General features: G+C 65.4%; 17 protein-coding genes. 8 read left to right on the top strand and 9 right to left on the bottom strand.

What is annotated here, in order from left to right:
- Positions 1-25: 25 nt before the first annotated feature.
- Genes NX862_RS17330 through glpK form a run of 5 tightly spaced genes read left to right on the top strand, consistent with a single transcriptional unit; the run spans position 26 to position 5,522 of the window.
- Positions 26-1,513, top strand: coding sequence for a sugar ABC transporter ATP-binding protein (locus NX862_RS17330; protein ID WP_264495195.1), 1,488 nt, complete (start codon positions 26-28; stop codon positions 1,511-1,513).
- Positions 1,506-2,453 (top strand): ABC transporter permease, encoded by a 948-nt coding sequence (locus NX862_RS17325; RefSeq protein ID WP_264495194.1) that lies wholly within the window; start codon positions 1,506-1,508, stop codon positions 2,451-2,453. The genes NX862_RS17330 and NX862_RS17325 overlap by 8 nt, the downstream gene beginning before the upstream one ends.
- A 1-nt stretch (position 2,454) precedes the next feature.
- Positions 2,455-3,384, top strand: coding sequence for an ABC transporter permease (locus NX862_RS17320; protein ID WP_264495193.1), 930 nt, complete (start codon positions 2,455-2,457; stop codon positions 3,382-3,384).
- Between the two features lie 15 nt (positions 3,385-3,399).
- Positions 3,400-4,062, top strand: coding sequence for an SGNH/GDSL hydrolase family protein (locus NX862_RS17315; protein WP_264495192.1), 663 nt, complete (start codon positions 3,400-3,402; stop codon positions 4,060-4,062).
- Complete coding sequence (gene glpK / locus NX862_RS17310) at positions 4,059-5,522, top strand: glycerol kinase GlpK (protein ID WP_264495191.1); 1,464 nt, start codon at positions 4,059-4,061, stop codon at positions 5,520-5,522. The genes NX862_RS17315 and glpK overlap by 4 nt, the downstream gene beginning before the upstream one ends.
- A gap of 13 nt (positions 5,523-5,535) precedes the next feature.
- Here glpK and NX862_RS17305 read toward each other — a convergent pair whose 3' ends face one another.
- The 9 genes from NX862_RS17305 to NX862_RS17265 all read right to left on the bottom strand — a co-directional run bounded on the left by NX862_RS17305 (position 5,536) and on the right by NX862_RS17265 (position 14,019).
- The gene (locus NX862_RS17305; RefSeq protein ID WP_264495190.1) at positions 5,536-6,462 is read right to left on the bottom strand and encodes a 2-hydroxyacid dehydrogenase; all 927 of its coding nucleotides are present in this window, start codon (positions 6,460-6,462) and stop codon (positions 5,536-5,538) included.
- Positions 6,459-7,745 carry an NAD(P)/FAD-dependent oxidoreductase gene (locus NX862_RS17300; protein WP_264495189.1) on the bottom strand — a complete coding sequence of 429 codons (1,287 nt, stop codon included), beginning with the start codon at positions 7,743-7,745 and terminating at the stop codon, positions 6,459-6,461. The genes NX862_RS17305 and NX862_RS17300 overlap by 4 nt, the downstream gene beginning before the upstream one ends.
- A gap of 5 nt (positions 7,746-7,750) precedes the next feature.
- Complete coding sequence (locus tag NX862_RS17295) at positions 7,751-8,104, bottom strand: cupin domain-containing protein (protein WP_264495188.1); 354 nt, start codon at positions 8,102-8,104, stop codon at positions 7,751-7,753.
- A gap of 12 nt (positions 8,105-8,116) precedes the next feature.
- Complete coding sequence (locus NX862_RS17290; protein WP_264495187.1) at positions 8,117-8,809, bottom strand: ABC transporter permease; 693 nt, start codon at positions 8,807-8,809, stop codon at positions 8,117-8,119.
- The gene (locus tag NX862_RS17285; protein WP_264495186.1) at positions 8,806-9,510 is read right to left on the bottom strand and encodes an ABC transporter permease; all 705 of its coding nucleotides are present in this window, start codon (positions 9,508-9,510) and stop codon (positions 8,806-8,808) included. Before NX862_RS17285 ends, NX862_RS17290 begins: the two co-directional genes overlap by 4 nt.
- An 83-nt stretch (positions 9,511-9,593) precedes the next feature.
- Positions 9,594-10,400: a transporter substrate-binding domain-containing protein gene (locus NX862_RS17280; protein ID WP_264495185.1), complete on the bottom strand. Its 807-nt coding sequence runs from the start codon at positions 10,398-10,400 to the stop codon at positions 9,594-9,596.
- A 36-nt stretch (positions 10,401-10,436) separates the two neighbouring features.
- Complete coding sequence (locus NX862_RS17275) at positions 10,437-11,192, bottom strand: amino acid ABC transporter ATP-binding protein (protein ID WP_264495184.1); 756 nt, start codon at positions 11,190-11,192, stop codon at positions 10,437-10,439.
- A gap of 6 nt (positions 11,193-11,198) precedes the next feature.
- Positions 11,199-12,584, bottom strand: a complete 1,386-nt coding sequence (locus NX862_RS17270) for an aminotransferase (protein ID WP_264495183.1) — start codon at positions 12,582-12,584, stop codon at positions 11,199-11,201.
- Positions 12,585-12,594: 10 nt separating this feature from the next.
- On the bottom strand, positions 12,595-14,019 hold the full coding sequence (locus NX862_RS17265; RefSeq protein ID WP_264495182.1) for an NAD-dependent succinate-semialdehyde dehydrogenase: 1,425 nt from the start codon (positions 14,017-14,019) through the stop codon (positions 12,595-12,597).
- A gap of 192 nt (positions 14,020-14,211) precedes the next feature.
- Between NX862_RS17265 and NX862_RS17260 the strand changes: the two genes are divergently transcribed.
- The 3 genes from NX862_RS17260 (at position 14,212) to NX862_RS19400 (ending at position 16,782) form a co-directional block, all read left to right on the top strand.
- Positions 14,212-14,694: an Lrp/AsnC family transcriptional regulator gene (locus NX862_RS17260; protein WP_264495181.1), complete on the top strand. Its 483-nt coding sequence runs from the start codon at positions 14,212-14,214 to the stop codon at positions 14,692-14,694.
- A 122-nt stretch (positions 14,695-14,816) separates the two neighbouring features.
- Positions 14,817-15,122, top strand: a complete 306-nt coding sequence (locus NX862_RS17255) for a hypothetical protein (protein WP_264495180.1) — start codon at positions 14,817-14,819, stop codon at positions 15,120-15,122.
- A 1-nt stretch (position 15,123) separates the two neighbouring features.
- Positions 15,124-16,782 (top strand): methyl-accepting chemotaxis protein, encoded by a 1,659-nt coding sequence (locus tag NX862_RS19400; RefSeq protein ID WP_319800895.1) that lies wholly within the window; start codon positions 15,124-15,126, stop codon positions 16,780-16,782.
- The last annotated feature ends 171 nt before the right edge of the window (positions 16,783-16,953 follow it).

Here is a 16,953-nt window from a genome sequence, read left to right as displayed (position 1 = left end):
CCGCCCGCCAAGAAGGGGGGATCGCGTGCCAGATCGCGTGACGATGACGGATATCTCCAAGCGCTTTGGCGCCAATGCGGCGCTGACCTCGGTGTCGGTGGCCTTTCAGGCCGGGTCGGTCCATGCGCTGATGGGAGAGAATGGGGCGGGGAAATCCACCCTGATGAAGATCCTAGCGGGCGTGCATCGTCCCGATCAGGGCGAGATCCTGCTGGACGGCGTGAAAATCACCCCTGCCGCGCCGCGTGATGCGCTGGACGCCGGGATTTCGACGGTGTTTCAGGAACACAGCCTCTTGCCCAACCTGACCATCGCCGAGAACATGTTCCTGGGCCGCGAGCCGATGCGCCACGGCATCGACCACCGCCGGATGGAGGCCGAGACCGCCGCAGCCCTGGCCGAACTGGGCCTGCGGCTTGACCCGCGGCGGCTGGTCTCGACCCTGTCCATCGCGGAACGTCAGTTCGTGGAAATCGCCCATGGCATCAAGGGCAATGCCAAGGTGCTGATCCTGGACGAGCCGACCGCCGCCTTGAACGCCGCCGATGTCGAGATCTTGAACCGCAACATCCGGCGGTTGCGCGACAAGGGCGTGGCGATCATCTATATCTCGCACCGGATGGAGGAGATCTTTGCGCTTTGTGACCGGGTCACGGTGCTGAAGGATGGCCAATGGATCGCCACCCATGACACCGCCGACATCACACCGGACCGGCTGATCGCGCTGATGGTGGGGCGGCCCTTGCAAGACCTGTTTCCGCCGCGCGGCCAGACCACGGGCGCCGAGATCCTGCGGCTGACCGACCTGCGTTTGACGGCGCGGTCACGGCCTTTGTCCCTGACGCTGAACCGGGGCGAGATCGTCGCCTTGGCCGGGCTGGAGGGCCAGGGCCAGCAGCTTTTGGCGCGCAGCCTGATTGGCGCGCATCTGCCGCATGGCGGGACGGTGGCGATCAACGGCAAGGTGATCCCGGCGCCGTCGATCCGGTCGATGCAGCGCGAGGGCTTGGGATTTGTCCCCGAGGACCGCAAGGAAGAGGGGCTTTTCCTGGGCCTGTCCATCGCGCAGAACATCACCATGGGCCTGCATGCCAGGGCCCGCGATCTTGCCCCGGCACGAAGTTACAAGGCGGTGGTCGCCCGCATCATGGCCGCGATGAAGGTCAAGGGGCGGGCGGGGGCCCCGGTGGCCAGCCTCTCGGGCGGCAATCAGCAAAAGGTGCTGCTTGGCCGATACTTGGCGGCCGAGGTCCAGCTTCTGGTCATCGAAGAGCCTACACGCGGGGTCGATGTCGGGGCGAAGTCGGAAATCTATGCGCTTTTGCGGGATTTTGCGGCCAAGGGCGGTGCGGTTCTGGTCCTGTCGCGCGAAACGCTGGAGCTGATCGGGCTCAGCGACCGGATCTATGTCGTCCATGACGCGACGATCATGGCCGAGATGCAGGCGGACCAAGCCAGCGAACACAAGATACTTGAGGCCGCCTTGCAGGGCGGGAGGGGCGCGGATGTTTGATCTGATGGGGCGAAATTCCCGGCAAGGGATGTGGGCGATGCCTTTGGGCGTGGCTGTGGTGATCGGGGCGGTTCTGTCCTTTGGCACCGCGCAATTCGCCACGGCTGAAAACCTGTGGAACCTTGTGACCCAGGCCATGCCGCTGGTCATCACCGCCATCGGTCAGATGCTGGTCGTGCTGGTGGGGGGGCTGGATCTCTCGGTGGGGTCGGTCATCAGCTTTACCACGGCCATTCTGGCGCTGGATGCCCCGGCCTGGGTGCTGATCCCGGCGGTCTTCGTCTTGGCTGCGGGGATAGGCTTCATCAACGGTTTCGTCGTCACGCGGTTTCGGGTGCATCCGATCATCGTGACGCTTTCGACGCAATATATCGTCCTGGGCGTCACCCGCATCTTGCGTCCGACCTCGGGCGGGACGGTGCCCGAGGTGGTGATCGCGGCGGTCTCGGGCAGCCTGTGGGGCGTGCCCTTTGCGGCGCTTTGGGGGCTGGCGGTGATCGCCTTGGCCTGGGTCTTGCTGTATCGCGCCCGCTATGGGCTGCATCTGTTCGCCATCGGCGGCGGCATCGCCTCGGGCCAGACCGAGGCCGCGCGGAACTTCGGCCTCAAGGACCGCCGGACCGTGCTTTTGGCCTATGTCGCCTGTTCGTGCTTTGCGGCGCTGGCCGGGGTGTTTCTGGCCGGGCGGATCGTCTCGGGTGATCCCAACGTCGGGCTTCTGGTGGAATTGGACAGCATCACCGCCGTGGCCCTGGGCGGCACGCAATTGGCGGGGGGCATCGGGTCGCTGCATGGCACGGTGATCGGGGCCTTCGTGCTGGCTTTGCTGGCCAATGGGATGAACCTGGCCAATGTCTCGCCCTTTGTTCAGACGGCGGTCAAGGGAGTGATCCTGATGGCGGTCGTGGGCCTGCAATCGCGCAAGAAGATGGGGCTGTGACATGCTGAACAAAGCCCTGCGCGTCCCGCCCGCCTACTACGTCTTTGCCATCCTGGTGCTGGTGCTGGCCGTCCTGCGGCCCAAGATGCTGGACCCGCATGTGCTGGGCATCTTCATCCGTCAGGTGGCACCTTTGGGCATCCTGACGCTGGGTCAGCTTTTGGTGATCCGCGTCAAGTCCATCGACCTGTCGGGCGGAGGCGTGATCCTGGCCGTCAATTATGCGATTTCCTCGGGCAGCTTTCCCGGGGCCTCCTTGGGGTTTCAGGTCGCGCTGGCTTTGGGGCTGGGGCTGGCGGTCGGCCTGTTCAACGGGGTCATGGTCGCCAAGCGCCGGGTCTCGGCGGTGATCGTCACGCTGGCGGTCAGCATCATCCTGGTGGGCGCGGTGCAATACCTGGCCAGCGGCAAGCCGCCCGGCAATGTGCCCGAGGTCTTTGGCGCGCTTTACAACACCTCGTTTGGTGTGATCCCGGCGCCGGTGGCACTTTGGGGCCTGTTGACGCTGATCCTTGCGGTCTTTCTGGGCCGAAGCGTCTATGGCCGCTTTGTCGCCGCCGTGGGCGAAAGCACCACCGCCGCGCAGTTCTCCGGCGTCCCAGTCGAGCGCACGGTGATCGCCGCCCATGCGCTTGCCGGCGTCATCGCGGGGGTCGCGGCGCTGGTGCAGACCGCCTCGATCGCGGTGGGCTCGGTGCGGGTGGGCCTTGATCTGCCGATCCTGGCCGTCGCCGCCACCATCCTGGGCGGCGTGGCCTTTGGCCGGGGGGAGGGCGGCGTTTGGGGTCCGTTCTTCGGCGTCCTGTCCTTTGCGCTGCTTTTCGTCGTCATGACCATGCTGGGCGTCGGAGAGCCCGGCAAACTGATCTTCCAAGGCCTGATCATCCTGTCGGCCGCCATCCTTTACGGCCTTCGCAGTTCCAACACCTGACCAAAGGACATCGACATGACCGACCTCAAACACATCCTGTGTTACGGAGACAGCTTGACCTGGGGTTGGATCCCCGTGGCCTCTGGGGCGCCCACGCTCCGCTATCCCTATGCCCAACGCTGGACGGGGGTGATGGGGGCAGCCCTTGGGGCGGGGTATCACATCATCGAAGAGGGTCTCAGCGCGCGGACGACCAGCGCGGACGACCCGGGCGATCCGCGGTTGAACGGAGCGGCCTATCTGCCAAGCGCCCTGGCCAGCCATCTGCCCCTGGACCTGGTGATCGTCATGCTGGGGACCAATGACACCAAGCCCTATTTCCACCGCAGCCCCTATGACATTGCCAATGGGATGGCGAAACTGGTGGGCCAGATCCTGACCAGCGCGGGCGGCGTCGGCACGCCCTATCCGGCGCCCAAGGCGCTGATCGTGGCGCCTCCGCCGCTGGCGCCCATGCCGCATCCCTGGTTTCAAGGCATGTTCGAGGGCGGGCGGGAAAAGACCCTCGCCATGGCGCCGCTTTATGCCGCCTTGGCCGATTTCGCCAAGGTCGATTTCCTGGACGCCGGGGCCGTGCTTTCGACCGATGGCATCGACGGCATCCACTTCACCACTGAAAACAACGCGGCCCTGGGTCAGGCATTGGCCGCCAAGGTCCGCACGATCCTTGCCCCATGATCCTTGCAATCGACCAGGGAACCACCTCGTCGCGCGCCATCCTGTTCGATGGCGCGCTGCGGGTCTTGTCCCAAGCCTCCGAGCCGGTGCCGCAGCATTTCCCCGCTCCGGCCTGGGTCGAACATGACCCCGCCGACCTTTGGGCAACCGCCCTGCGTTCGGCCCGCAAGGCGCTGGATGGCCGCGTGCCAGATGCCATCGGCATCACCAACCAGCGCGAAACGACTCTTCTGTGGGATCGCAAGACCGGAGCGCCCTTGCACCGCGCCCTGGTCTGGCAAGACCGCCGCACCGTCGACCTCTGTGACCGGTTGCGCCCGTATGAGGCCCTGATCACCGCCCGCACCGGCCTGGTGCTGGACCCCTATTTCTCGGCCACGAAACTGGCCTGGCTCTTGGACCATATCCCCGGCGCAAGGGCCCGTGCCCGCGCCGGAGAGCTGGCCTTTGGCACCGTCGACAGCTGGCTGATCTGGCAGATGACAGGGGGGCACATCCATGCCACCGACGCCACCAATGCCGCGCGAACGATGCTGTATGACATCGACCAAGGCGCCTGGGATGCCGATATCTGCGGGCTTCTGGACATCCCGATGAGCCTTCTTCCCCAGGTCCGCGACAGTGCTGCCGACTATGGCATGACCAGGCCGGATCTTTTTGGCCGTCCCGTCCCGATCCTGGGGGTTGCGGGCGATCAACAGGCGGCGGCGGTGGGGCAGGGGTGTTTCTCGCCGGGGATGCTGAAGGCCACTTATGGCACGGGCTGCTTTGCGTTGCTGAACACCGGCAGCCAGCGCGTCACATCGCAAAACCGTCTGCTGACCACGATCGCCTGTCAGCTGGATGGCAAGCCGACCTACGCGCTGGAGGGGTCGATCTTCATGGCCGGGGCCACGCTGCAATGGCTCAGCGACGGGCTGCGGCTGATCGGCTCGGTCAATGAGACCTCACTCCTGGCCGCCCAAGCCGACCCCGAACAAGACATCACCCTGGTTCCGGCCTTTACCGGCCTTGGGGCGCCCTGGTGGCGTCCCGACTGCCGGGGCGCGATCTTTGGCCTGACCCGTGCGACCTCTGGGGCCGAGATCGCCCGCGCCGCGCTGGAAGCCGTGGGCTTTCAGACCGCCGACCTGCTGGAGGCGATGCGGGCCGATGGCGGCGCGCCCGGGGTGGTTCGGGTCGATGGCGGCATGTCGGCCAGCGATGCCGCGATGCAATTCCTCGCCGATATCCTGAACATGCCGGTCGAGCGCCCGGCCCTGCGTGAGACCACCGCCAAAGGCGCGGCCTATCTGGCCGGGCTGCAGGCCGGGATCTGCCCAAGGCCCGAGACCTTTCAGGACAGCTGGAGCTGCGAACGTCGCTTTGATCCCGGGATGGAAGCGCCACGGCGCGCGGCCAAGCGTGACCGCTGGGCGCGGGCCGTCACGGCGACGATGATGGGGACTGAAAGCCGATGAATGGCGGCGGACGTCAATAGCCTCGATCCGTCTGGACCAGGCCGGGCAGGCTTTGCCCCTGCAGATGGGCGCGCAGGACTTGGGTCACATGGCGGGCCAGGGCCTCGGGCCGGGTCTGGCAGGCGATATGGGGGGTGACGATCACGCGGGGATGGGCCCAAAGCGGATCGCCCGGGGGGAGGGGCTCGGGGGCGGTCACGTCAAGGACCGCGCGGGCCAGCTGGCCGCTGTTCAGGGCGCCAAGCAGGGCCTGAGGGTCCAGCTGCGCGCCGCGCCCGACATGGACGAGGGCGGCTCCGCGGGGCAGTTTGGCAAAGAGCGCGTCATCCAGGACCCCCCGCGTCTCGGGGGTCAGGGGCAAAAGGCAAACCAGGATGTCGCTTTGGGCCAACAGCGTCTCCAGCCCCGCAGGTCCGTGCAGGCAGCGCAGGCCCGGCAGGTCTTGAGGGCTGCGGCTGTGGCCAGACAGCGCAAAGCCAAAGGGCGCAAGCCCCATAGCCACCGCCCGGCCCAAGTGGCCAAGCCCCAGGATCCCCACCCTTGTGTCGCGCGCCATGCGCAGGGGGAGTTCTTGCCAGACCCCCGCCCGCTGCTGGCCCATGTAATCGGGCAGCTGGCGCAGGCAGCCCAGCACCGCCATGCAGACATAATCCCGCATCATCAGGCCCAGATCCTCATCCACCAGCCGCACCAGCCTGACGCCCGGGGGAAAGGCCGCAAGGTCGAACTGATCCACCCCGGCGCCCAGAGAGAGGACCAGCTCGAGGTTGGGATAGCGGTCGAAGAGGTCCCGGGGGGCCTCCCAGGTCAGCAGATAGCGCACCTGCGCGCCCTCGACGCTGTCCGCGCCGATCCGCACGGCCAGGTCGGGGAGGCTCTGCGCCATAAGCGCGGCAAAGCTTGCGCCGCGCACCGGATCGGAGTTGAACAAAAGCGTCATTTGCCCGCCTTGGCCTGGGTGCGGCGGTCGGCCCAGGCATACCAGGCAAAGACCGCCGGGATGAACCAGGGCTTGCCACGATAAAGCGGCACGGCGGGCGGGGCCTGAAAGTCAAAGGCCGATCTTGCGCCCTCGGCGTCACCCAAGGCGGCGCGGGCGGCCTTTTTGCCCAGCCAGCGCGCCCAGACCACGCCCGACCCGCAATAGCCCGTCGCATAGATCCGCCCGTCATGGCGCATCAGCTTGGGGATCATGTGGCGGTTCATCGCGACATTGCCGAACCAGCTGTGGGTCAGGCCCACATCGGCCAGCTCGGGGAAGATCCGGGCCAGTTCGCGGCGCAGATGCAAGGTGGGTTCCATCGGGTCGCCATAGGTCGTGCCATCGCGCCCGCCAAACAGGATGCGGCGGCCATCGGGCGAGGGGCGGAAGTAATAGCTGAGCTGTCGCATGTCGCCATACATCATCCGGCCGGGCATCAGGCGGGCCATGACCTCGGGGGGCAGGGGCTCGGTCGCGATGATGCGGCTGCGCACTGGCACGAGGCGGCGCCGCAGCCAGGGGTCGGCGCCGTCGGTATGGCCGTTGGTGCATTGGATCACCTGGCCGGCCGTCACCGTGCCGCGCTCCAGCGTCAAAAGAAAGCCCTTGGCCTGACGTTCGATCGCAAGGACCGCGGTGGTCTCATGCAAGGCCGCGCCCAAGGCGAGGGCGTGATCGACCATGCCGCGAAACAGCTTGGAGGGGTCCAGCCCGCCGATGTCGGGGCGGACCATGCCGCTGCGGTAAAAGTCGGTCCCGATGCAGGAGGCGACCGCACCCGGGGCGATCGACCGGGCCTCGACGCCAAGGTGGCGGTGCAACAACTCGGCCTTGCGGTCCAAGGCATCCTGTTCCCCTTGCGTCAGCGCGCCGTCGAAAAGCCCGGTCAGCTGGAAGTCGCAGGCGATCTGTGCCGCCTCCAGATAGCGCCACAGATCCTCGCGCGCGGCTTGGCCCTCATGCAGGATGGCCAGCGCGCGGGCCTCGCCAAAGCGGCGGGTCAGCTCGGCATGGGACAGCCGGATCGACCCGCTGGTCATGCCGCCATTGCGGCTTGAGGCGCCCTCGCCCAGCCGGGCCTTTTCAAAGACCGCGACGGATTTGCCCGCCGCGGCCAGCTCGATGGCGGCGGCGATGCCGGTATAGCCACCCCCCACGATGGCCACATCGACCGCGGCCAAAGGGGGCATGGGAACGGCGGGAAGCGGTGCCGCCTCCCACCAGAAGGGCGTGTTCTGCATCGCGGTCAATCCTTGGAGACCCAGAGCTTGCGCGTGGTCTCGATCACCCGCCAGGTGCCCTCGAAGCCCGGATGCATGACGAAACTGTCGCCCGGTCCGATGCGGCGGGCGGGCTGGCCATCCTCGATCAACTCCGAGACGCCCGAGAGGATCGAGCAGAACTCCCAGGTGGCGCCCTTGATCGACCGGTAAGCCCCCGGCGTGGCCTCCCAGATGCCGGCGGTCACTGTGCCATCGGCGTTTTGCGCCAGGTCCCAGGTGCGGAACTTGGGCGCGCCCTCGACCAGGCGTTCGGGCAGGGGGGCGCCGTGGCGCGGCTCGGGCAGGTCGTCCAGCGCAAAGAAGGTCAGAAGGCTCATGTTGGGGCTCCGTCAGGGGCGCATGCCGCGGGCCTGCCGGCGTTCCAGCACGGCAAAGGCCCCAAGGCAGGCAAGGTTGATGACAAGGTAGAACAGCGAGGCAAGGGCAAAGATTTCCAGGATGCCGAAGGTCTGGCTCATCAGGCGCTTGGCCTGGCCGGTGATCTCCAGCACGGTGATGGTCGAAGCGAGGCTGGTTTCCTTGACCACGGTGATCGCCTCGGAGGCATAGACCGGCAGGGCGTTGCGAAAGGCCAAGGGCAGGCGGATGCGGGTCAACAGCGTCCAGGGGCGCATGCCCACGGCAAGTGCTGCCTCGATCTGGCCCTGGGGGATGGCGCGCAGGGCGGTGCGAAAGATCTCGGAGGTATAGGCGGTGGTGTTCAAGACCACGGCCAGACCCGCACAAAAGAGCGCGTCACGAAAGAACCACCACAGCGCCGGGGTCTGGCGGATCACAGGCACCTCGGCCAGGCCGTAATAGAGGATGAACAGCTGCACCAGCATCGGCGTGCCGCGAAAGAGCCCGGCATAACCGTCGCCAAGCCCGGCCAACAGGCGGTTCGGCGCCAGGCGCAACAGCGCGAGCCCCAGCCCCAAGGGCAGGCCGACCCCCACGCCCACCGCCGCCAGCTTGATCGTCACCAGCGCGCCCGTGGCCAGCAAGGGCAGCGCCATCGCGATCAGCTCCAGATCCAGCGTCATGAGCGGCCTCCAAAGCTAAGGTTCAGCGCCTTTTCGGCGCGCAGGAACAGGGCCTGGCTGATCAGCGTGATGGCCAGGTAAAGCGCCGCCGCAAGGATATAAAAGACCAGCGCGCTGCGGGTGACACCGGCCGCGATGGCCGCGACCCGCATCAGCTCTTGCAACCCCACGACCGAGACCAGCGACGTGTCCTTGACCGTCATCTGCCAGACATTGTTCAGGCCTCCGAGGGCGTGGCGGAGCGCCAGGGGGGCGATGATCCGGCGAAAGGCCACGAGGTCCGACATGCCCACCGCAAGGGCGGCCTCGACCTGGCCGCGGGGAATGGCCTGCAGGGCGGCGCGAAAGACCTCGACCGAATAGGCGCAAGAGATCAGCCCGATGGCGATCACCGCCATGACAAAGCCCAAGATCGCGCTGTTGCCGCCAAGGTGCAGCAGGGTCTCGACCGCCTGGACCCCGCCAAAGAAGATCAGATAGATCACCAAAAGCCCCGGCACCCCGCGCACAAGGCCGGAATAGACCGCCACGGCCTGCGACAGGACCGGCACCGCCCGCCAGCGCAGCACGGCCATCGGAAAGCCCATGACACCCCCGAGGGCCGTCCCCCCCAGCGCCGCCGCAATCGTCAAGGCGCAACCCTTGGCCAAGGCCAGCGCCCAGCCCTGGTCGGTCAAGAGGGTCAGAAGGTCAGTCGACATCTTGGGTCTTTCCGAAAGGATGCGCGCCGTTGTTTGGGAGCAGAATGGGGGCGCGCCCCCTGCGGGACGCGCGGTCATTGGGCTTATTTCGCGCAGGGCAGCGTGTAATCCTCGCCAAACCACTTCATCGACGAGGCCGCAATTGTCCCATCGGTGATCAGCGCGCACATCGCGGAGTCCAGCTTGGCTTGCAGCGCGGCATTGCCCTTTTTCAGGCCGACGCCCATGCCATAGCCCAGCGTCTCATGGTCGGCCGTGGGCAGGATGCGCAGGTCGATCTTGGTATAGCCGGCGCTTTCGGGGGTCTTGAAGAAATCGGCCCAGGTGGGGCTGTCGCTTAGCGCCGCATCGACGCGGCCGGCGGCCAGATCGGCCAGCTGCTGGGTCGTGGCCTCATAGGTGTTCAACGTGGCCTCGGGCGCCATCTTGGCCACGAAACGCGCATAGGTCGTGCCATTGACCACGCCCACCGTCTTGCCCTTCAGCCCGGCAAGGATCGTGTCCAGATCCTTGGCCGAGGCGAGGGGCGAGTCCTTGGCCACCACGAAATATTGCGGCGTCGAGGCATAGGGGATCGTGTAGTCGATCTTCTCGCGGCGCTCGTCGGTGATGCCAAGGCCCGAGATGATCACGTCGAACCGGTCGGTGTCCATCGAGGGCACCAACGTGCTGAAGGACTGCACGACGAATTGGCAGGTCATCTCCAGTTTCGCGCACAGCGCATTGGCGACATCGGCATCAAAGCCCGTCACATTGCCCGCCGCATCCGCCATCGAGAAGTTGGGCGCATCGCCCTCGGTGCCGATGCGCAAGATGCCGTTGTCGGCCAAAGCCATCCCCGCGACCGAGATCAGACCCGCGGTCAGAAAGGTGCAAAGCGTGTGTTTCATCGTATTTCCCCGTTGTTGTTGATGGAAGGCCCTGGCCTAGTGCGTGCCAGACAGGAACCGCTTGACGGCCTCGTCAGCGGGATTGGTAAACAGCTCTTCGGGTGGCGCGTCTTGCAAGATCCGGCCCTGGCTGAGGAACACCATCCGGTCCGAGACCTCGCGGGCAAAGCGCATCTCGTGGGTGACCTGCAAGATCGTGTTGCCCTCCTGGGCCAAAAGCCGCAGGACCTTCAGCACCTCGCCCACCAGTTCGGGGTCCAGCGCCGAGGTGGCCTCGTCAAACAGCATCACCCGGGGCCGCATCGCCAGAACCCGGGCAATGCCCACGCGCTGTTGCTGGCCGCCCGAAAGCTGGGCCGGATAGCGGTTGGCAAAGCCCGCCATGCCGACCTTTTCCAAGGCGGCCATCGCCGTGTCGCGGGCCTGGGGCGCGTCTTGGCCCAGGACATGGATCAAGGCCTCGGTGACATTGCCAAGGGCTGTGCGATGCGGCCAAAGGTTGAAGTTCTGGAACACCATGCCGGTGATCTTGCGGATCTCGCGGATCTGGTGAAGCTGCCCCCGGGTCATGCCCCCCGCCTCGACCGAAAGCCCCTTGTCAAAAACCTCGACCGTGCCGGAATCCGGCATTTCAAGGAAGTTGATGCAGCGCAGCATCGTGCTTTTGCCCGACCCCGAGGCGCCAATCAAAGAGACGACCTCGCCCGGGGCCACAGCCAGGTCGATCCCGTCAAAGACCGTGACCGGGCCAAAGGATTTGCGCAGGTTCAAGAGCCTGAGGGCGTGTTGCATCGCGGGTCAGCCGCCCAGGCTGTCGGTGACGGAGGCCACGGCGGCGATGGTGATCTCCATCATCTCGTCGATCTCGGCCCGGGTCATCACCAGGGGCGGCGCAAAGCCCAGGATGTCGCCATGCGGCATGGCGCGCGCGATCAGCCCGCGTTCGCGGCAGGCGGCCGAGACCTTGGCCCCCACGGTGAGGCTTGGGTCAAAGCCGCGCTTGGTCTCGCGGTCGGCCACGAATTCCACGGCCGCCATCATGCCCACGCCCCGCACCTCGCCCACGAAAGGATGCTGGGCAAAGGCTTCTTGCAGGCGGCGGTTCAGATAGGCGCCGTTTTCGGCGGCGCGGGCGGGCAGGTTTTCGGATTCCACGATGTCCAGCACGGCCAGGGCCGCCGCCGCCCCGATCGGATGGCCGGAATAGGTATAGCCATGCGAGAAGCTGCCCACCTTGGCCGTGCCCTCGGCCATGACGGCAAAGATCTTTTCGCTGACGATACAGGCCGACAGCGGCACATAGGCCGAGGTCAGGCCCTTGGCCACGGTGATCAAATCGGGCTCCATGCCGTAAAGCGTCGAGCCGAACATCGCCCCGGTGCGGCCAAAGCCGGTGATGACCTCGTCGGCGATCAACAGGATGTCGTGGCGGCGCAAGACGGCCTGGATCGCGGCCCAGTAACCGGCGGGGGGCGCGATGATGCCGCCGGTGCCAAGGACGGGCTCGGCGATCATGGCGCCGATGGTCTCGGGGCCTTCGCGCAAGATCAGTTCCTCCAGTTCACGCGCGCGGCGGGCCGAGAAATCGACCTCGCTCTCGCCAGGCTCGGCGCCGCGCCAATGATGCGGCACGCCGGTGCGCAGGATGCCGCTGACCGGCAGATCCATGTGGTCGTGATAGAAGGACAGCCCCGTCATCGACCCCGCCACGACCGAACAGCCGTGATAGCCGCGTTCGCGTGCGATGATCTTCTTTTTCGCGGGCATGCCGCGCAGGTTGTTGTAATACCAGACAAGTTTCGCCTGGGTCTCGTTCGCATCCGACCCCGACATGCCGTAAAACACCTTGGACATCCGCCCCGGTGCCATCCGCACCAGTCGGTCTGACAGCTCGGCCAGGACCTCGGTCGTATGGCCGGCATAGCTGTGGTAATAGGCCAGCTGATAGGCTTGGCGGGCGATGGCCTCGGCGACCTCGGTGCGGCCATAGCCGACGTTGACGCAGTAAAGCCCGGCAAAGCCGTCGATCAGCTGGCGGCCGCGGGCATCGGTGATCCGCACCCCCTTGGCCGTTTGCATCACGATGGGCTCCGGCCCGGAGCCATCGGCATGACCCTTCAGATAGGTGAAAGGATGCAGCACGGCGCTGCGGTCCTTGGCGATGATGGCGTCGATATCTTGCATGGTCATTTCCTCAGGCAGCCAAGCCGCCAAAACAGACGTATTTCAGGTCCATGAATTCGCTTAACCCGTGGCGAGAGCCCTCGCGGCCAAGGCCAGAGCCTTTCCAGCCGCCAAAGGGAATGGGCGGGCCGGTGAAAGAGGCGGTGTTGACCGCGACCATGCCATATTCCAGCGCCGCACTCAGGCGCATGGCCCGGCCAAGGTCGCGGGTAAAGACATAGGCGGCGAGGCCCATCTCGGAGGCATTGGCGCGGGCTGTGACCTCGGCCTCGGTGGCAAAGCGCATCAGCGCCGCGACGGGGCCAAAGGTCTCTTCGCGGGTGATCCGCATGCCGTCCTGAACATCGACCAGCACGGTCGGGGTCACGAAATTGCCGCTTGCCGGGGGCCTGCCGCCGGTCAGGATCCGCGCGCCCTTGGCCAGCGCATCGGTGATCTGCGCATCGCAGGTTTCGACGACCGAGCGGCGGGTCATCGGGCCGATCTCGGTGCCCTGGGTCAGGCCGTGGCCCAGACGCAGGCCCGCGACCCTTTCGGTGAACCGCTGGGCAAAGGCGTCATGGATCGTCTCATGCAGATAGATCCGGTTCGCGGCCAGACAATCCTGCCCCGAGGTCGCAAACTTGGCCGCCAGACAATCGGTGACCGCCTGATCCAGATCGGCATCAGGAAAGACGATGACCGGGGCATGACCGCCCAACTCCAGCGAGACCTTCTTGACCGTGCGCGCTGCATCCGCCGCAAGGATCGCCCCCACCCGGGTCGAGCCGGTAAAGCTGACCGCCCGCACCCTTGTGTCGCCGGTCAAGACGCCGCAAAGCTCTGCGCCATCTCCGGTCAGGACCTGAAACACCCCGGCGGGCATCCCGGCCTCCTGGGCCAGCACGGCCAGCGCGAGGGCCGAGAGCGGCGTTTCTTCGGCCGGTTTGACGATCACCGTGCAACCCGCCGCCAGCGCCGCCGCAGCCTTGCGCGCAATCATCGCCGAGGGGAAATTCCACGGCGTGATCGCCGCCACCACGCCCACCGGCTGCATCGTCACCATCAATTGCCGCCCGGGCTTGTGGGCGGGGATCGTCTCGCCATAGGCCCGCTCGCCCTCGGCGGCAAACCAGTCGATGAAGTCCAGCCCGTAATGGATCTCGTCCCTTGCCTCGGCCAGGGGTTTGCCCTGTTCGCAGGTCAGGATCACCGCCAGATCCTGGGCATGTTTGCGGATCAGTTCGGCCCAGCGGCGCAGGATGCGGCCCCTGTCGCGCGCCAGCATGTCGCGCCAGGCCGGAAAGGCGGCCTCGGCGGCATCTATCGCACGCAGGGCGTCTTGGGTGGAGCAGCGCGCGACCTGGGCTATCACCTCATCCGTGGCGGGGTCCGTCACCGGGTCCTGGCCCGCCCCCGCGATCCAGGACCCGCCCAGAAAAGCATCATGGCGCAACAATTGCGGACAACCAAGCCCGCGCAGGGCCGCCTGAGAGCATGAGGGGATCGCAAGCATTGTCGCTCCGTTTCGTCTGACTTAGAGCAGTTTAGCTGCGATTTCGGGCCGATGATCTGCGTAGGCCATGGCCCGGACGCAGATTTCCGGCGAAAATAGCCATCACGCGCAGAATTGCTGCAGGAGCGAAAGATGAAGCTGGACCGGCTGGATGCCAAACTTCTGAATGCGGTGCAGGGCTCGAACCGGCTGGGCTCGGAGGAGCTGGGCGCGATGATCGGCTTGTCGTCGACCGCCGTGCAAAGGCGGCTGAAGCGGCTGCGTGAGGGTGGGGTGATCGAGGCGGATGTCTCGGTGATCAGCCCCGCCCATGTCGGCCTGCCACTGGCCATGTTCGTGCTGGTGACGCTGGAGCGCGAAAGGGCCGATATCATCGACCGTTTCAAACAGTCGATCCGCAACACGGCCGAGGTGATGAACGGCTATTACGTCACCGGCGACGCGGACTTCGCCATCATCGTGACGGCGCAAAGCATGGCCGATTATGAACAATTCACCCGCAAGTTCTTTTACGAGAACCCGGATATCAAAAGCTTCAAGACGATGGTGATCATGGACCGGATCAAGACAGGCTTTACCCTGCCGATTGATCCGGCCGATTTCGACAGGGTTTAAAGCAAGAGCCTGCGCGCCGTGACCCGTGACAGGGGCACCCCACCCGCCTTTTCTCTCGGCCACTTGTTAAATCTGCTTTCACTCTTTGGCCTTAGGGTGCGAAGGACAAAGAGGTTATCGCCATGTCAGCCGCCGCCACTCCCATTTTCATTGCCGTTCTGGGCGTTGCCGTTTTGACCGCCCTGACCTTCGCGCCAAACGCGCAGTCGCGCCAGATCGCCCTTTTGATCCCGCCGTGGCAGGCGGATGGATTAAGCCGCGCGGCCTCGACCGGTGTGGCGATTGTCGCCATGCATTGGGATCGGCACGTCATCGTCGTGGATACCGGGGGCGACCCCGCCGCTCTGGACCGCCTGCGCAGCCAAGGGCTGTGGCTTCTGGATGCGACGGGAACAGCGCTTTGCGAAAGCACAGAAACAAGGACTTGATATGATTGTCACAATCGGAGACCTGCGGACGCGGGCTGTTTCTTACGCGGTCATTCTGCTTTGGGTGCATGTGCCCCTGGTGGCGGCCTTGGGCTATGTGCTTGGCAAGGACGGGGTAAGCTGCGCCGTGTTGCTTGCCGCCATTGCGGCCATCGTCTCGGTGCAAGTCCGACGGCAAGGGGCGACCCTGTCGGCGCAGATCTCTGCTTCGGCCGGCTTGGCGATTGCGGTGTCGTCAATCGTCTATTTGCTGCGCGGACATCCCTGGCAGGCTGACAGCCACATGATCTTTTTCGCCGCCTTTGCCCTGACCGCCGTCTTTTGCGATTGGCGGCCGATTGCAACTTATGCTGTCGTGATCGCGGTGCATCACCTGCTGTTGAACTTCACCCTGACCGAAGCGATCTTCCCCGGCGAAGCGTCGATTGGCCGCGTGACGCTGCATGCCTTTGTCCTGATCGTAGAGGCCATCCCCCTGATCTGGCTCTCTACCGTATTGGTCCGGCTGTTTTCCGCCTCAGACACTTTGCTGTCCGAGGCAAGGACGGCCCAACAAGAGGCGACAAGCTACGCCGAGGCCCAAAAAGACGAACGCGTGGCCTTGGCACAGGTGGTAAGCTCTCTGGGCGGCGGCCTGAAGGATCTGTCGTCGGGCGATCTGACCCGTCCGCTGACGGTGACTTTCGCCCGTGACTATGAGCCCCTGCGCCACGATTTCAACGCCGCCATCGAAACCCTGTCCGGGACGATCATTCAGGTCATCGACGCCTCGCAAAGCATCCATGCAAGGTCCAACGTGATCAGCGGGGCCACCGAAGATTTGTCCCGTCGCACGGAACATCAGGCCGCCGCACTGGAGGAAGCCGCCGCCGCGCTGGATGAATTGACAAGTTCGGTCAAACAGGCGGCCGATGGCGCCCGCGAGGTGGAAAGCATCGTGCAGGACGCGCAACGCAAGGCCGAAGACAGCAAGCTGGTCGTTCAGGCGGCGGTGTCGGCCATGTCCGAAATCGAGAATTCGTCGCAACAGATCTCGCAGATCATCGGTTCGATCGACGACATCGCGTTTCAGACCAATCTGTTGGCGCTGAACGCAGGGATCGAGGCCGCACGCGCCGGAGAGGCGGGGAGGGGTTTTGCCGTCGTGGCCTCCGAAGTGCGGGCGCTGGCGCAACGCGCTCTTGAAGCTGCGAAAGAAATCAAGACCTTGATCAGCGACTCTGCCCGGCATGTCGGCCGGGGGGTGGACGAGGTCGGCAAGGCTGGCGAGGCGCTGAACACCATGCTGGGTTCGGTCGTCGGGATCTCCGCGCTGGTTTCCAACATCGCGGCAGCCTCCGGTCAACAATCCACAGGACTTGACGAGATCAATACGGGCGTCACGCAGCTGGATCAGGTGACCCAGCAGAACGCCGCAATGGTCGAGGAAACCACCGCGGCAAGCCTCGCGCTGCGGGAGGATTCCACCGGGCTCGCCAAAATCGTGTCGCTGTTCAAGGTGCCGCGGATCAAGCCCTTGTTGGGGCATGATCGTGCTGCAGCCCAGGGCGCGCGCCATGAGGCTGATGCGGCGCAGGCACCTGATTTCTCCCAAATGGAATATCTACCTCCTGCCAAGGTGGCGGGCGCGAACGGAAACCCGAAGTGGCAGAATTTCTGAGGCCACGCCTTTCCCGCCAAAAGCGGGATGTCGCGCTGCCAATTTGAAGCCAAGACCCAGGTGGCCTGCGGACAGAGGTCACACGGGGTGGCAAGGTAATCCCCCCCATTCTTAAGGGGCTGGATAAGTAGAATTTTCTCGCCAAGATGAACGAGGAGATTCCGAATGAAG

It is taken from the genome of Stagnihabitans lacustris, from assembly GCF_025950525.1.
Taxonomy (GTDB): Bacteria; Pseudomonadota; Alphaproteobacteria; order Rhodobacterales; family Rhodobacteraceae; genus Stagnihabitans.
This window is presented reverse-complemented; position numbering and strand designations above follow the sequence as displayed.

Excerpts from the sequence above, each read along its gene's own strand:
- NX862_RS17325 (WP_264495194.1), top strand. The coding sequence starts at position 1,506 with ATGTTTGATCTGATGGGGCGAAATTCCCGGCAAGGGATGTGGGCGATG.
- NX862_RS17320 (WP_264495193.1), top strand. The coding sequence starts at position 2,455 with ATGCTGAACAAAGCCCTGCGCGTCCCGCCCGCCTACTACGTCTTTGCC.
- NX862_RS17315 (WP_264495192.1), top strand. The coding sequence starts at position 3,400 with ATGACCGACCTCAAACACATCCTGTGTTACGGAGACAGCTTGACCTGG.
- glpK (WP_264495191.1), top strand. The coding sequence starts at position 4,059 with ATGATCCTTGCAATCGACCAGGGAACCACCTCGTCGCGCGCCATCCTG.
- NX862_RS17305 (WP_264495190.1), bottom strand. The coding sequence starts at position 6,462 with ATGACGCTTTTGTTCAACTCCGATCCGGTGCGCGGCGCAAGCTTTGCC.
- NX862_RS17300 (WP_264495189.1), bottom strand. The coding sequence starts at position 7,745 with ATGCAGAACACGCCCTTCTGGTGGGAGGCGGCACCGCTTCCCGCCGTT.
- NX862_RS17295 (WP_264495188.1), bottom strand. The coding sequence starts at position 8,104 with ATGAGCCTTCTGACCTTCTTTGCGCTGGACGACCTGCCCGAGCCGCGC.
- NX862_RS17290 (WP_264495187.1), bottom strand. The coding sequence starts at position 8,809 with ATGACGCTGGATCTGGAGCTGATCGCGATGGCGCTGCCCTTGCTGGCC.
- NX862_RS17285 (WP_264495186.1), bottom strand. The coding sequence starts at position 9,510 with ATGTCGACTGACCTTCTGACCCTCTTGACCGACCAGGGCTGGGCGCTG.
- NX862_RS17280 (WP_264495185.1), bottom strand. The coding sequence starts at position 10,400 with ATGAAACACACGCTTTGCACCTTTCTGACCGCGGGTCTGATCTCGGTC.
- NX862_RS17275 (WP_264495184.1), bottom strand. The coding sequence starts at position 11,192 with ATGCAACACGCCCTCAGGCTCTTGAACCTGCGCAAATCCTTTGGCCCG.
- NX862_RS17270 (WP_264495183.1), bottom strand. The coding sequence starts at position 12,584 with ATGCAAGATATCGACGCCATCATCGCCAAGGACCGCAGCGCCGTGCTG.
- NX862_RS17260 (WP_264495181.1), top strand. The coding sequence starts at position 14,212 with ATGAAGCTGGACCGGCTGGATGCCAAACTTCTGAATGCGGTGCAGGGC.
- NX862_RS17255 (WP_264495180.1), top strand. The coding sequence starts at position 14,817 with ATGTCAGCCGCCGCCACTCCCATTTTCATTGCCGTTCTGGGCGTTGCC.
- NX862_RS19400 (WP_319800895.1), top strand. The coding sequence starts at position 15,124 with ATGATTGTCACAATCGGAGACCTGCGGACGCGGGCTGTTTCTTACGCG.